Origin of the sequence: Trichocoleus sp. DQ-A2 (assembly GCF_039961915.1) — a bacterium.
Classification (GTDB): domain Bacteria; phylum Cyanobacteriota; class Cyanobacteriia; order Cyanobacteriales; family FACHB-T130; genus FACHB-T130.
Genome location: NZ_JAMPKD010000003.1, coordinates 1 through 12,992, shown reverse-complemented (window position 1 = coordinate 12,992; position 12,992 = coordinate 1). Strand labels below are relative to the sequence as shown.

General features: G+C 48.2%; 12 protein-coding genes. 7 read left to right on the top strand and 5 right to left on the bottom strand.

The window, feature by feature from the left end:
* Positions 1-45 precede the first annotated feature (45 nt).
* From NC997_RS03110 to NC997_RS03090, 5 genes are all read right to left on the bottom strand, one after another.
* Entirely contained in the window at positions 46-2,142 is a 2,097-nt protein-coding gene (locus NC997_RS03110) for an acylase (protein ID WP_190526659.1), read from the bottom strand.
* A 320-nt stretch (positions 2,143-2,462) separates the two neighbouring features.
* Positions 2,463-3,293 carry an ABC transporter ATP-binding protein gene (locus NC997_RS03105; protein ID WP_190526657.1) on the bottom strand — a complete coding sequence of 277 codons (831 nt, stop codon included), beginning with the start codon at positions 3,291-3,293 and terminating at the stop codon, positions 2,463-2,465.
* An 8-nt stretch (positions 3,294-3,301) separates the two neighbouring features.
* Positions 3,302-4,345: an iron ABC transporter permease gene (locus tag NC997_RS03100; protein ID WP_190526655.1), complete on the bottom strand. Its 1,044-nt coding sequence runs from the start codon at positions 4,343-4,345 to the stop codon at positions 3,302-3,304.
* Positions 4,342-5,358 carry an iron ABC transporter permease gene (locus NC997_RS03095; RefSeq protein WP_190526735.1) on the bottom strand — a complete coding sequence of 339 codons (1,017 nt, stop codon included), beginning with the start codon at positions 5,356-5,358 and terminating at the stop codon, positions 4,342-4,344. The genes NC997_RS03100 and NC997_RS03095 overlap by 4 nt, the downstream gene beginning before the upstream one ends.
* A 69-nt stretch (positions 5,359-5,427) precedes the next feature.
* Positions 5,428-5,685 (bottom strand): hypothetical protein, encoded by a 258-nt coding sequence (locus tag NC997_RS03090; RefSeq protein WP_190526653.1) that lies wholly within the window; start codon positions 5,683-5,685, stop codon positions 5,428-5,430.
* Between the two features lie 127 nt (positions 5,686-5,812).
* Between NC997_RS03090 and dhaK the strand changes: the two genes are divergently transcribed.
* From dhaK to NC997_RS03055, 7 genes are all read left to right on the top strand, one after another.
* Positions 5,813-6,886, top strand: coding sequence for a dihydroxyacetone kinase subunit DhaK (gene dhaK / locus NC997_RS03085; protein WP_190526651.1), 1,074 nt, complete (start codon positions 5,813-5,815; stop codon positions 6,884-6,886).
* A gap of 56 nt (positions 6,887-6,942) precedes the next feature.
* Positions 6,943-7,572 (top strand): dihydroxyacetone kinase subunit DhaL, encoded by a 630-nt coding sequence (gene dhaL / locus NC997_RS03080; protein WP_190526649.1) that lies wholly within the window; start codon positions 6,943-6,945, stop codon positions 7,570-7,572.
* A gap of 21 nt (positions 7,573-7,593) precedes the next feature.
* Complete coding sequence (locus NC997_RS03075; protein WP_190526647.1) at positions 7,594-8,631, top strand: LD-carboxypeptidase; 1,038 nt, start codon at positions 7,594-7,596, stop codon at positions 8,629-8,631.
* A gap of 384 nt (positions 8,632-9,015) precedes the next feature.
* Entirely contained in the window at positions 9,016-9,156 is a 141-nt protein-coding gene (locus tag NC997_RS03070; protein ID WP_190415779.1) for a hypothetical protein, read from the top strand.
* Positions 9,157-9,356: 200 nt separating this feature from the next.
* Entirely contained in the window at positions 9,357-10,880 is a 1,524-nt protein-coding gene (locus NC997_RS03065) for a glycosyl hydrolase family 57 (RefSeq protein WP_190526646.1), read from the top strand.
* A 168-nt stretch (positions 10,881-11,048) separates the two neighbouring features.
* Positions 11,049-11,891 carry a sulfite exporter TauE/SafE family protein gene (locus NC997_RS03060; protein WP_190526644.1) on the top strand — a complete coding sequence of 281 codons (843 nt, stop codon included), beginning with the start codon at positions 11,049-11,051 and terminating at the stop codon, positions 11,889-11,891.
* Positions 11,892-12,119: 228 nt separating this feature from the next.
* On the top strand, positions 12,120-12,659 hold the full coding sequence (locus NC997_RS03055; protein ID WP_190526642.1) for a retropepsin-like aspartic protease: 540 nt from the start codon (positions 12,120-12,122) through the stop codon (positions 12,657-12,659).
* Positions 12,660-12,992 lie beyond the last annotated feature (333 nt).

Genomic DNA, 12,992 nt, shown 5'->3' with positions numbered 1-12,992 from the left:
AGCCTCTAGTGTTAGTGCTAGGGGCTTTATTTTCATGAATGCGCCTCAGAATACCTTACGCTGCTCCAAATGAGCAACGATATCCTGACGCGATCGCCATACTGGACGCAACTGTTTTCGAGCAAATAGCGGTAACTGATCGTTAAGATGGAGCGATCGCGGTTGAGTTGCATTGCCGTAGCTAATGAGTGTCATTGCCTTGACTGGGTTAGAAAACTCGACCGCAGCGATGTAAGAATCGCCCCCGACCGCTTGAAAGCGCCCATCTTTTGTCGGAGCAAAATTGACAACGCGGAAGATACCGAGGTCTCCAGAGCCACCATTCGCAGGCAGATCCACACCCTCCGACCGTAGCCGGAAAACTTCACCCCAGGCTACATCTAGGGTTTTATAAGCTGCCTCTACCTTTGCTGCTGCGGTAGAAAGCACCTTAACTGCGCTTTGAGGATCTGCCAAGCCGTCGGGTGTGGTGCGCGGGGAATTCTCGTTCCAGGGGGTACTAAATGCATTATCGAATTCCATCTCTTCCGCCCAAAGGTAAAAGAGTACGCCACCCCGACTATCTGCATCTGCATTCCGATCCCAAGCTTGCAGGACATCAGCGGCTCGACGCGCTAATTTATCTCCATACTGCCGTGCAGCCGGAATCAAGTCATCCAGGAAACGATCTGCCAGTTCCATGCGTGTCGAGTGCTTGTACTGAATCATTTCCTCGAAAGAAATCTGTTTATCCTCATCCAGCATTCTCGCAGAGCGTTGCGCTCGAAAGTGCATGAAATGCGGTGCCATGTAAGGCGGGAAATCTGCTGGATTGAGCGCCACGGGGAAAGTCGTTGTCCACGGTGGATCGTTGGTATTTTGTAACCAGCCGCTAGGTGGGTCAATGACGCGGGGCAAATCGCGGTAGGGATGAGTTTTCGTCCACAAGGTTTTAGACGTGTCGCCCGGAATCATGCCTTCCCAGTATTCAAAGTCTCCAGATGTGCGAATTGGCACCTGACCGTTAAATAGATGCATGATATGCCCCTCGCGGTCTGCATACATCACGGTAAACATCGGAATCTGTAACCGCTTTAGGGCAGCCTCAAATTCAGGCAGTTTAGTGGCACGCGCCATCGAGTACCACTGCTCCAACGCACCGGGTTGCTCAAGCCCCACAACCCGCAATGCCACGGCTTTTCCCTCCTTGCCTGCGACAACAGGGCCGTGGAGGGAACGTTGTATGACCAGTGATTCTGAGCGCAGTGTGCCATCATCCTGCTTTACCTTCAAGATTTTCTTTTCTATCTCAAAGGCTTGAACTTTACCGTCAAAGCGATAGCCGCCGTCTTTTAGTTCCAGTAGGTAAGCGTCCCACCCGTCGTGGGTATTGACCGTGTGAGTCCAGCCGAGGTTATTGTTGAATGCGATCGCGAGTACGGGAAGTCCGACGAGTGTCGCCCCATAAGCGTCAATTCCTGGTGCGGTAATCTGGGCTTCATACCAGACAAATAAATCTGACCAAGGCAGGTGCGGGTTCGCTAGTAGCATCGCGTTCCCGCTTGCAGAATGCGTGGGCGCGATCGCCCACGCATTAGAACCCATTGATTTGTTATCGGCAAGGCTTTGCACAATCTGCGGATTGACAATAAATGTGAAATTCATCACCCGCTGTTCGTGAGCCAGGATATCTACTGGCTGGACTGGCAGCACCGCCTTCACTTCATCATCAATCAGTTGGGGATGTTCCTTAGCATAGGCATTGATTCCTGCGGCAAAGGCATCTATATAACTGCGAAAAGCCGGACTTTGCGCTTTATACCACTCGCTGGCACGTTCGGGAATTCCCATCGTTTGTACCCATTGATCTGATTCTAGGTACTCCTCTCCCCAGTATTCGGCACTTCGTCCCCGTGCCTGACCGTAGAGGCGCAACAGCAGGTTGCCATGACTTTGCATCTGCGCCCAACCAAAGGCGCGAAATGCGCTTCCTGCATCCTTGCCGTAGATATGCGGTACGCCGTAGGTATCCCAGAGAATTTCAGTCGAGGCTGCTGGTAAGCTTAGACTCTGGCTCCCCAAAAATAGAGTAAAGATGAAACCTAATATTAATGGGAAAATTCGAGAAAATTTTCTTTTCAAATGTCCGGTTTTATCGCGCATGCTACCCTTTGTAAACTGATGAATAAAAGGCAAATAATCTTGAATAAAAATCTGCTGCAATTAGCTCTCTGGAAAGTCATAATTGAGGCGCTTAAACCGTAGAAATCCCCCTAAATCTCCCTTATTAAGGAGGACTTTGAAAAAATTATCCCCACTTTTTTCTAGCGTAGCGGCGCTCTCTTCGCGGGGGTTAGGGGGATAGAAGCAACTTTTGACACTTCTTGAGACATCCTCTAAGAATTAAACATTACATTTTTTGCAAATTGGTAATCGACTTCTTTCCTCAATCAAAATGTGAATAATTGGGATTTGCTAAAGTTTCAAGAAGAAAAGCGATCGCCCTTCAAGACAGCCTCTTGGCTTATCTTCAGTTTCCGCCCCAGCGGAATACACATCGGTGTCCCGGCTACGGGATCTTCCACGATGCGACAACCCAGCCCAAATACTTCGCGCACCATTGCTTCGGTCATCACCTGCATCGGGGTTCCGTGGGCGTAAACGCAACCTTCTTTTACCGCTACTAGGTAATCTGCATAGCGACAAGCTTGGTTTAAATCGTGCAACACCATTACCAGCGTTCGTCCTTGGGTCTGGTTCAACTCCAAAAGCAAATCCAACACCTCAATTTGGTGCGCCAAGTCTAAGAAAGTTGTGGGTTCATCTAAGAGTAAAATCTCTGTATCCTGAGCCAGCGCCATTGCAATCCAAGCGCGTTGCCGCTGTCCGCCGGAAAGAGTATCGAGCGATCGCTCTGCCAATTCGGTCATCCCAGTCGTCGCCAAGGCTAACGCGACCAACCGCTCATCTTCTTTTGACCACTGTTGCAACCAGTTCTGATAAGGATAACGCCCCAGCGCCACTAAATCTCGTACTGTTAACCCTTCGGGTGCCACTGGCCCTTGGGGAAGAATTCCCAGTTGCTTGGCAACCTCTTTCGTGGATAACTTGAACAAATCAGCCGCATCCAGATAAACCGTCCCGTTCCGTGGCTTGAGCAATCTCGCCAAGCCCCGCAGCAGTGTAGACTTCCCGCAGCCGTTGGCACCCACTAAAGCGGTTATTTTCCCTTCGGGAATCGCCAAATCCAGGTTTTTGATAATTGGCACACCTTCATAAGCCAAGGTGAGCCTGCGGGTGGAGAGTCGGTTCATCTTTGGGTTCATTGTTTGCGGTTTTGCACCAACACATAGATAAAGTAAGGAGCGCCAATGACGGCTGTAATGACACCACAGGGAAGTTCGGTGGGAGCAAATAGCGATCGCCCTAGCAAATCCGCAACCACTACAATCATTGCCCCAATCGTTGCCGAGACAGGAATTAACCCCTCATGAGTTGAACCCACCAATTGACGGGCGATGTGCGGTGCCATTAACCCAACAAAGCTAATCGTACCAGCCGTAGCCACTGCCGCACCCGTCAACGCGGTAGCGATCGCGAGTAACCAGCCGCGTTCCCATTCCACCGAACTACCCAGCCCTTTGGCAACATCATCGCCCAAATTTAAAGCATTCAGCTGTCGCGCTTTCCCCAAAGCCAAGGGCACCAACACCGCGAACCAAGGTGCAACAGACCATACCTCCTCCCAACTGCGACCGTAGACACTCCCCGCCAACCACACCAACGCCTGACTCACACTATTAATCTCACCGAATGTCACCATCAAGCTAGTCAAAGCGCCGATGACTGCGGCAATCCCGACACCAATCAAAATTAGGCGAACCGGAGAACTCCCCCGATCCCATGCCAAAAAGTAAATCAGAAAAGCGACAGCCAATGCTCCCCCAAAGGCAGACACCGGCAAGATTGCAATCGGGACACTGGGAAACAAAACAATCAGACTAACCGCCGCCAGACTTGCACCCGCGTTAATCCCGATGATGCCTGGGTCTGCTAGGGGATTGCGGGTAATGCCTTGCAAGATCGTACCGGAAACCGCCAATGCCACTCCCACAAGAGCCGCGACTAAGGTTCTCGGCAGTCGCAGTGTATTGATAATGAATGGATAGTCAGCGTTTCCGGTTTCCAGTCCGAGTAGGGTTTTGATGACGGAGATGATGGGAATCGGATATTCCCCGTAAGAAACACTGACAACCATCGCCGCCAGGGTAACGAACAGCAGGATACTCAGAATCGTCGGGATACGCCGATCGATCCGGAAGGATACCGGAAGTGCCTTAGAACGAACGACCAACCAGTTGTTCATTTTTTCACCTTGAAGCGGGCAAGATAAACGAACAAGGGCGCACCCACGAAAGCAGTCATGACTCCGACTGGGAGTTCTTGCGGCTTAATCAACAATCTGGCACCGATATCTGCGGTTAACAGTAAGATGGCTCCAAAAACCGCAGAATAGGGCATAATCCAGCGGTAATCAACGCCAACCAGCAAGCGGACAACGTGCGGGACGACTAAACCGATAAATCCAATCGGGCCAGCGGCAGCAACGGCACTGCCTGCCAGTAAGATGACACTGAAAGCAGCGGCAATTTTTACCCATGCGGTTCGTTGACCTAAGCCTTTGGCGACATCTTCACCAAGATTCAAGGTAGTGATTTGTTTGCCTAAAGCGAAGGCTAATATCAGTCCGAGGGTAATATAGGGCAGTACTTGCCAGACAATCGTGAAATCCCGCCCCGCAATCGATCCAGCCATCCAAAAGCGGATTTCATCAAGGGTGCGTTGGCTGAAAATCAGGATGCCGGTTGTCACTGAAGACAGGAAGGTGCTAATCGCTGCACCGGCGATGGTGAGGTTGAGTGGGGTGAGTCCACCACGACCCAAGGAACCGAGGAAATAGACAGCGATCGCAGCGGCACCGGCACCCAGAAAGGCATACCAAGCATAAAAACTCGGATCGGTTGTTCCGAAAGCAAATACGGCGATGACCACTGCCATTGCGGCACCGGCGTTGATTCCCAGGATTCCGGGGTCAGCCAAGGGGTTGCGAGTGATGCCTTGCATAATCGCACCTGCGATCGCCATTGCGGCACCAACCAGGATGGCGATGAGCGATCGCGGTAGCCTAATCGTCCGAATAATCAGGTGATCCGCAGACCCATCAAACGCTGTCAACGCTGCATAAATGGTGCTTGCAGAAATGTCGGCTGCACCATAGCCAATACTGACCACCAGGCAAATTAGGAGAATCAGGAGGCTCAGAATTAAGCCGACAAGCAGAGAGGGTCGTGGCTGTATAAATCCTAAAACCTCCCCCATTAACCGATTTTTCACTATTTTCTGGATTGGTGCCAATATCGATGCCTTCTGCCTTGTGTTTGTTTATTGCTATTGCAACCCTAAATATGCTGGCGTAACGTCAAGCGCCTCGGAACGATGAGAAACCGCCGCTTTGGTGCGCTCAACCAGGAAACTAGAAATTACTTTAGACTTATTGCGATTATTTATCAATATCTTTGCGAAAATTATCCTTGAATTGCCAGTCATACAAGGATTCCAGATTTCAACAACGGCAAACCCCGCAGTTGCCTGGTGAGTTAAAGTTGCAGTCTGGCATAACATTGAGACATCACCGAATCGCAACATCCCACTTGCCTAAAACTGAGGCGAGTTAAGAAAAATAAGATAGCTGACCGATGCTGAAGATACCATGCGATCGCCCATGAAAAAACTCATCAACTTAAAAAGTGATTCCTAGCGAAATTAAGACGATATGAAAAAACTCATCAATAACTCCGATAATGTAGTGCGCGAAAGCCTGGAAGGAATGGCAGCAGCGCATCCCGACCTGATTAAAGTCCATTTTGACCCCCACTTTATCTATCGCGTCGAGGCACCCATTCCTGGCAAAGTCGCCCTCATCTCCGGGGGGGGTAGCGGACACGAACCGATGCATGGCGGTTTTGTCGGTTTGGGGATGCTGGATGCGGCTTGTCCGGGTGAAGTCTTCACTTCTCCTACCCCTGACCAGATGCTAGAAGCTGCCAAGATGGTTACGGGGGGTGCGGGTGTCCTCAATATCGTCAAGAATTACAGCGGCGATGTGATGAACTTCGAGATGGCAGCAGAACTCGCGCACTCAGAGGGCATTTCGGTACTCAATATCTTGATCGATGATGATATCGCTGTCAAAGATAGCCTTTATACTCAAGGGCGTCGGGGTGTCGGCGCGACGGTACTCGCTGAAAAAATCTGCGGTGCTGCTGCCCAACAAGGTTACGATCTCACGCAGGTTGCCAACCTCTGTCGCCAAGTTAATCTCAACGGGCGTAGCATGGGTATGGCGCTGACTTCTTGTACCGTCCCCGCGAAAGGTAGCCCGACTTTTAGTTTGGGGGATGATGAAATAGAATCCGGCATCGGCATTCACGGAGAACCGGGACGACAGCGAATGTCCTTGAAGTCAGCCGATGAAATTACCGAGATGCTAGCGGTTTCTATCATCGAAGACAGAAATTACACCCGCACTGTGCGCGAGTGGGATGCAGATAAGGGAGAATGGGTGGAACAGGAACTCATTGACCCTGCGTTTGAAAGTGGCGATCGCGTTCTTGCCTTTGTTAACAGTATGGGCGGCACTCCCCTTTCTGAGTTGTACATTGTCTATCGAAAACTAGCAGAAATCTGCGAAAAGAAAAAACTTCAAATTGTTCGTAATTTAATTGGCCCTTACATCACCTCTTTGGATATGCAAGGATGTTCCATCACTCTACTGAAGTTAGATGATGAGATGATTCAACTTTGGGATGCACCCGTGAAGACACCAGCTTTAAGGTGGGGAATATAAAAGAGTTTAGAGTTGTAGAGACGCAACAAATCGCGTCTGAGTTTAGAGTTTTGAATATGGTCAGTAAAGAACAAATCCTGCAATGGTTGCAAGCCGTAGCAGTAGTTTTAGAACAAAATAAGGATTATCTAACCGAACAAGACGCGGCAATTGGAGATGCTGACCACGGCATCAATATGAACCGGGGTTTTCAAAAAGTGGCGACTCAGCTACCCAGTGTGGCAGATAAGGATATTGGCAACATCCTCAAAACTGTCAGCATGACGCTCATTTCCAGTGTTGGGGGTGCCAGCGGGCCGTTGTATGGCACGATGTTCCTACGGGCTAGTACGGCAGTCGCAGGCAAGTCGGAACTGACCGATGAGGAGATGGCGACGCTTTTCCAAGCGTTTGTGGAAGGTATTGTGCAACGGGGTAAGGCGAATTTGGGTGATAAAACCATGCTGGATTCTCTATCACCTGCTACAGATACTTTTCAGCAAGCTGTCGCGGCTGGTGCAAGCACCGCAGAAGCCTTACAACAAGCCGTAGCTGCGGCTGAGGAAGGGATGAAACAGACGATTCCCTTGGTAGCGAAGAAAGGCAGGGCGAGTTATTTAGGCGATCGCAGTGCCGGTCATCAAGATCCGGGTGCCACCTCTACTTATCTGATTCTCAAGACGCTGTGGGAAACTGTCAATAGCTAATCGTAATTCGTTAATCGTCATTTGTCATTCCTTATTAATCGCCGTCAGTTTCTTAAAACCGTTGCGCTTTCCGCGATCGCAACTGAGATCGCAACTGAGTTCCCGCAGATTGCGATCGCAAATCCATTTTTAAAAACCGCCTTAAAACCACCCCGCCTCAAAGTCGGCGATACGGTGGGATTAATTAATCCCGCTAGTCCCATTGACGCGAAAGACATTGCACAGGTACAGCAAACCCTGGCAAGTTTGGGGTTAAAGGTTAAATTAGGGAAGCATCTTCTCGACCGTTACGGTTATTTGGCAGGAAGCGATCGCGATCGCGCATCTGATGTAAACGCTATGTTTGCCGATGCTTCTGTAAAAGCGATTGTTGCTGTGCGTGGCGGTTGGGGTTGCAATCGGATTTTGCCACTCTTGAATTATCCCCTCATCCAAGCTTCTCCCAAAATCCTCATTGGTTACAGCGATATTACTTCGCTGCTGTTAGCAATTTATGCCAAAAGTGGCGTTGTCACTTTTCATGGCCCCGTCGGCACATCCACTTGGAATCCGTTTACCGTAGATTATGTTAAACGCATTCTATTTAATGGGGAAGCCGTCACAATGCAAAATCCCCCGAATGCTAGCTTTAAAGTAGAAATAATTACGCCTGGAAAGGCTAGGGGAAAATTAGTTGGGGGCAATTTATCAGTGCTGGCGGCAATGGTGGGGTCATCTTATCTGCCAGATTGGAAACAAAGTATCTTATTTGTAGAAGAAATTGGGGAGGAAGCTTACCGGATAGACCGGATGCTGACTCAGCTAAAACTCGCCGGTATTCTAGAGCAAATTTCTGGGTTTATTTTTGGGCAATGTACCGATTGCCAACCCAAAGATAATCAACCTTACCTAACTTTATCGCAAGTATTGAGAGAACACATTCAACCTTTAGGAATTCCAGCTTGGTATGGTTCGCAGATTGGTCATATTAAAGATAAATTTACTTTGCCAGTCGGCGTGCCAGTAGAAATTGATGCCAATCAGAATACAATTCGGATGCTAGAGTCATCTGTTAAATGAGTTGGATTAGGTTGCTCTTATCCGGCTTGCATCTTAAATAGGCTATAGCAATCCTAATTCATTCATAAAATATTGGAACTCTCTTCTTCCTCTTTCTGCGCGCTTTTTGCATCTTCGCGGTTCCTAAAAAAAATACAACTGCTATAATCGCTTTATTCCACCTGAATGGGGTTGAATTTATAAATTTAACCTATCGTTTTACTTAGAGTAATTTTGTTGATACAAGATGTCGGTTAAAACTGAGTAAAAGCTTTAACATTAAATTCATTGAAACGAAAAACGGGTAATAAGACTTTTAACCCCTTAGCGGGATGCGGATTTAAAAATTATTAGTAATAATAGAGAATAAAGCCCACAATAACACTTTTACTTAGTAGGTAAATTATGGCAAGTGCAGATGACCGCAAGAAGCGAATTATGGAACATTTATCCCGGAGTTCGGGGGATTTTATCAAACCATCTCCTAGAAACTCAGAGGAACGCAAGCAGCGAATTTCCGATCATGTTCGCCGAACCAAAGGTTAAAGCAATCTGAAAGCGATGCCACAGGCGATCGCTTTACTGACCGCGCATTATTTTAGTGCGATTTTTGTATCGTTTTTGGTACTGTAAATGGTTGAAGAAATTTCTTTTTGACTATTTAGAGTACCAAAGACAATATAATTATTTGACTAATCCTTTATATAATAATTAAATAAATTCATCTAATATTAGAGCAATCTGTAATGGTTTCCTCATCTCCTAAAACGACGCTTCCCGTTTTATCCGAAGTAATTGATGGATTGCCTAACATTTCCGGATGGGAAAAAGAAGTTAGTGCTGTCGTAAACCAGGATAACCCTGTATTTTTACCTACTACGAATATTCGGTTAGAAGATGTAACGGCTGGATTTGCGATCGCGCTCCATATGCACCAGCCTACCATCCCCGCTGGGGCGAATGGCGAACTCCAGAGCAACCTGCAATATATGTTTGAGCATCCCTACGAAGGAGACAACCATAATGCAGGGCCATTTGCCTATTGTTATAGCCGTATGGCAGATTTTATTCCCGAATTGGTTGCGAATGGTTGCAATCCCCGCGTCATGCTAGATTTCTCCGGGAATCTATTCTGGGGACTGCGACAAATGGGACGAGGAGACATCTTAGAAAATCTCAAGCGCATCACCTGTAACCCCACTTACCAGCCTTATGTAGAATGGCTGGGGACAATGTGGAGTCATGCGGTTGTTCCTTCTACCCCGATTCCCGATATCAAATTACATATTCAAGCATGGCAACATCATTTTGCAGCCATTTTTGGATGGGATGCACTGGCGCGAGTGAAAGGATTTTCTCCTCCAGAAATGCACCTCCCCAACCACCCAGATACGCTGTATGAATTTGTAAAAGCCCTGAAAGAATGTGGATACCGTTGGGTAATGGTTCAAGAGCATTCTGTTGAAACCCTAACGGGTCAATCTTTGCCCTATAAGCATTTGCCTCACCGCTTGGTGGCGCGAAATTCTAATGGCGAAACGATTAGTATTACGGCACTGATTAAGACTCAAGGTTCCGATACAAAATTAGTGGCGCAAATGCAGCCTTACTACGAAGCTAAAACCCTATCTCGGCAGCAGTTAGGAAATGTTTCGGTACCGCCCATTGTTACCCAGATTGGAGATGGTGAAAATGGCGGCGTGATGATGAATGAATTTCCTAGCGCTTTCAACCAAGCCTGGTATCAAATGGCAAATGAAGGCGGAGGAAAAACAGGCGTTGTCGGAATGACAGGTACAGAATACTTGGAACTCATAGAAGCCGCAGGTTGCACGCCTGAAAATTATCCAACTTGTCAAGCAATTGGTCAACACCAAATTTGGGAGCGAGTAACCGCCGAAAATTATACTCCAGAAGCGGTTGCCAATGCGATTGCAGAATTGAAGCAGATTAATCCAAACTTTCACATGGATGGCGCTTCTTGGACGAATCACCTGAGTTGGGTGAATGGATATGAAAATGTCTTGACTCCGATGAATAAACTCAGTGCTTTATTCCACGATAAAATCGACCGATTGCTCCAAGGGGAAGCAGAATCAAGCCATTCGGCGGGGGAATCTATTACCCAACAATCCAGCTATCGAGAGGCACTGATGAATAATCTTTTGCTTCAAACAAGCTGTTTTCGTTACTGGGGACAAGGAGCGTGGACTGACTACGCTCGTGAAATATACCGGCGAGGTGAAACACTTCTTCAGGATACTTTCTAAGGCGAGTCAAAGGCGAGATTTTGTGCTGGCTGGTGCCAAGGTTGAGAGATCCTCAACTTATGCTTCCAGATTTAGAAGGCCAGTAAAAGTAAGTTAGTTGTACTTGCCCAATCGCTTAAACCCTTATCTTTCAACTAATCTGAGTGAAAGAGTAGTGGGGGAAAATCGATGGAGAAGCCCAACGCACCCGTTGTAGAGACAAACAGAAGTTCTCTTGTCCGACATCATCCCCAACTTGCATTTCTCTATGCTGTACCTATTGGGGCACTGGGAGGGCTGATTGGTTTAGGAGGTGCGGAGTTTCGATTACCTGTGTTGGCTGGTGTGCTGGGCTATTCAGTCCGTCAGGCTGTCCCGCTGAATTTGGCTGTTAGCTTAATTACAATTGCCGCATCCCTAGCAATTCGAGGTAAAACACTCTCATTCGATTCAGTGCTACCTTTATTGCCTGTGGTGCTGTCCTTGATTGCTGGAGCAATTATCACAGCTTTTTTGGGCGTAGCTTTGGCAGGACGGCTGTCAAATGAACAGCTTGAGCGAACTATCTTAGTGCTGCTAGTCGGAGTTGGAATTGCTCTAATTGTTGAGAGCTTTCTACCTCAGCAGATACCCGCTCTCTTACCTGCTGCCTTAACTTGGCGTATTTTAGCCGGAATTCTGTTTGGTTTGGCGATTGGGCTGGTTAGCAGTCTATTAGGGGTAGCTGGGGGTGAAATTATCATCCCCACACTCGTTTTTGCCTTCGGTGTAGATATGAAGACAGCAGGAACCGCGAGTTTGCTCATCAGTTTTCCAACTGTGTTAGTCGGGTTGATTCAATACGCTAGCCGGGGAGCATTCCGCGATCGCTCTCCGCTGAAAAATACGATTACTCCCATGAGTATCGGGTCAGTGATTGGAGCAATTATCGGCGGAATGCTGGCTGGAATCGTTCCAGCATCAGCGCTAAAGTTGATTCTAGGAGCGATTTTAAATATTTCAGCGTTTCGAGTGTTTCAAACATCTAGATGAAGCACCACTCCTCTTGAGAGCTTAAACCGTATTTTTCATTAGTAGAGACGCGATTAATCGCGTCTCTACAGGGGAGTCTGACTAGAAGCGCATAAGCTGCGCGATCGCCCTCGACAAAAGCCCTTGCCATAAGCCAGAGTTGTAACACTATTCAGCAGCCGTCAGAAATTAACGAATTGAGCAATAATCAATCTGCTGGGCGCTCAATGAATGAGACAGGAAAGCAAGATGAAACGATTTTTAACCGTGGTAGTTTCTCTAACTGGGCTGGTTTCCTACGCAGCCGTAGCGGGGGTGCCAGAGGCGGCTAAGGCTCAGGACGCGGCTTGCTTCATGGTGGCACCGGGGGGCAGAACGATAGACTTGGGGAGTCTCTGCGGTACCGATGAGGGGAACAAACGAGTCTTTCAAGCCAGAATCAAACGCCGCGCCGGTGGCACACCCGTCATTGATGTCATGTTTAATGGCGGACAGACTTTTGAGATGATTGTAGACACCGGGGCTAGCGGCACGATGATTACCCGCCAGATGGCATCAGCGTTGCGAGTGGTGCCGGTGAAGACTGTTAAAGCTGATACGGCGAGTGCGGTGGGAGTCGAGTTTCCCGTCGGCTATGTGCAATCAATTGCCGTGGATGGTGCTGTCGCTAACAAAGTGCTAGTTGCGATCGCTGGCCCAGAACAAGATATGGGATTGTTAGGACACGACTTCTTTGGCAATTACGATGTCACGATTAAACGCGATGTCGTCGAGTTCCACCGTCGCTAATATTGTACGGTGAGGCTGAATTTTAAGCGATCGCTCTTTCGGCACGGTGATAGTAGCGACATATTCCTCCTTCCCTAGCAGGGAAGGGGGTTAGGTTTTGTATTTGAGTCAACTTACATCTTGCACCAAGAAATGTTGATATGAATCCCCTGTTGTTGGAGTAGAGGTTGCAATCGGAGGAGCAGGACTTACGCAAGTCCGCTATAGGTAGGGTCTAGCCAATCCAAAGAATAACCAGTACAGTAGCTCCATTGCTGGCAGCGCTCGACCGTCTCATGACCTTTAGCAAACTGGATTATTGTCAATACTTGCTCAGTAGTCAGACGAACTTCA

What these genes read in the sequence shown, in the direction of transcription:
- NC997_RS03095 (WP_190526735.1), bottom strand. Translation starts at nt 5,358, where the DNA reads ATGGGGGAGGTTTTAGGATTTATACAGCCACGACCCTCTCTGCTTGTC.
- NC997_RS03105 (WP_190526657.1), bottom strand. Translation starts at nt 3,293, where the DNA reads ATGAACCGACTCTCCACCCGCAGGCTCACCTTGGCTTATGAAGGTGTG.
- NC997_RS03055 (WP_190526642.1), top strand. Translation starts at nt 12,120, where the DNA reads ATGAAACGATTTTTAACCGTGGTAGTTTCTCTAACTGGGCTGGTTTCC.
- NC997_RS03060 (WP_190526644.1), top strand. Translation starts at nt 11,049, where the DNA reads ATGGAGAAGCCCAACGCACCCGTTGTAGAGACAAACAGAAGTTCTCTT.
- dhaL (WP_190526649.1), top strand. Translation starts at nt 6,943, where the DNA reads ATGGTCAGTAAAGAACAAATCCTGCAATGGTTGCAAGCCGTAGCAGTA.
- NC997_RS03090 (WP_190526653.1), bottom strand. Translation starts at nt 5,685, where the DNA reads ATGTTGCGATTCGGTGATGTCTCAATGTTATGCCAGACTGCAACTTTA.
- NC997_RS03110 (WP_190526659.1), bottom strand. Translation starts at nt 2,142, where the DNA reads ATGCGCGATAAAACCGGACATTTGAAAAGAAAATTTTCTCGAATTTTC.
- NC997_RS03065 (WP_190526646.1), top strand. Translation starts at nt 9,357, where the DNA reads ATGGTTTCCTCATCTCCTAAAACGACGCTTCCCGTTTTATCCGAAGTA.
- dhaK (WP_190526651.1), top strand. Translation starts at nt 5,813, where the DNA reads ATGAAAAAACTCATCAATAACTCCGATAATGTAGTGCGCGAAAGCCTG.
- NC997_RS03100 (WP_190526655.1), bottom strand. Translation starts at nt 4,345, where the DNA reads ATGAACAACTGGTTGGTCGTTCGTTCTAAGGCACTTCCGGTATCCTTC.
- NC997_RS03070 (WP_190415779.1), top strand. Translation starts at nt 9,016, where the DNA reads ATGGCAAGTGCAGATGACCGCAAGAAGCGAATTATGGAACATTTATCC.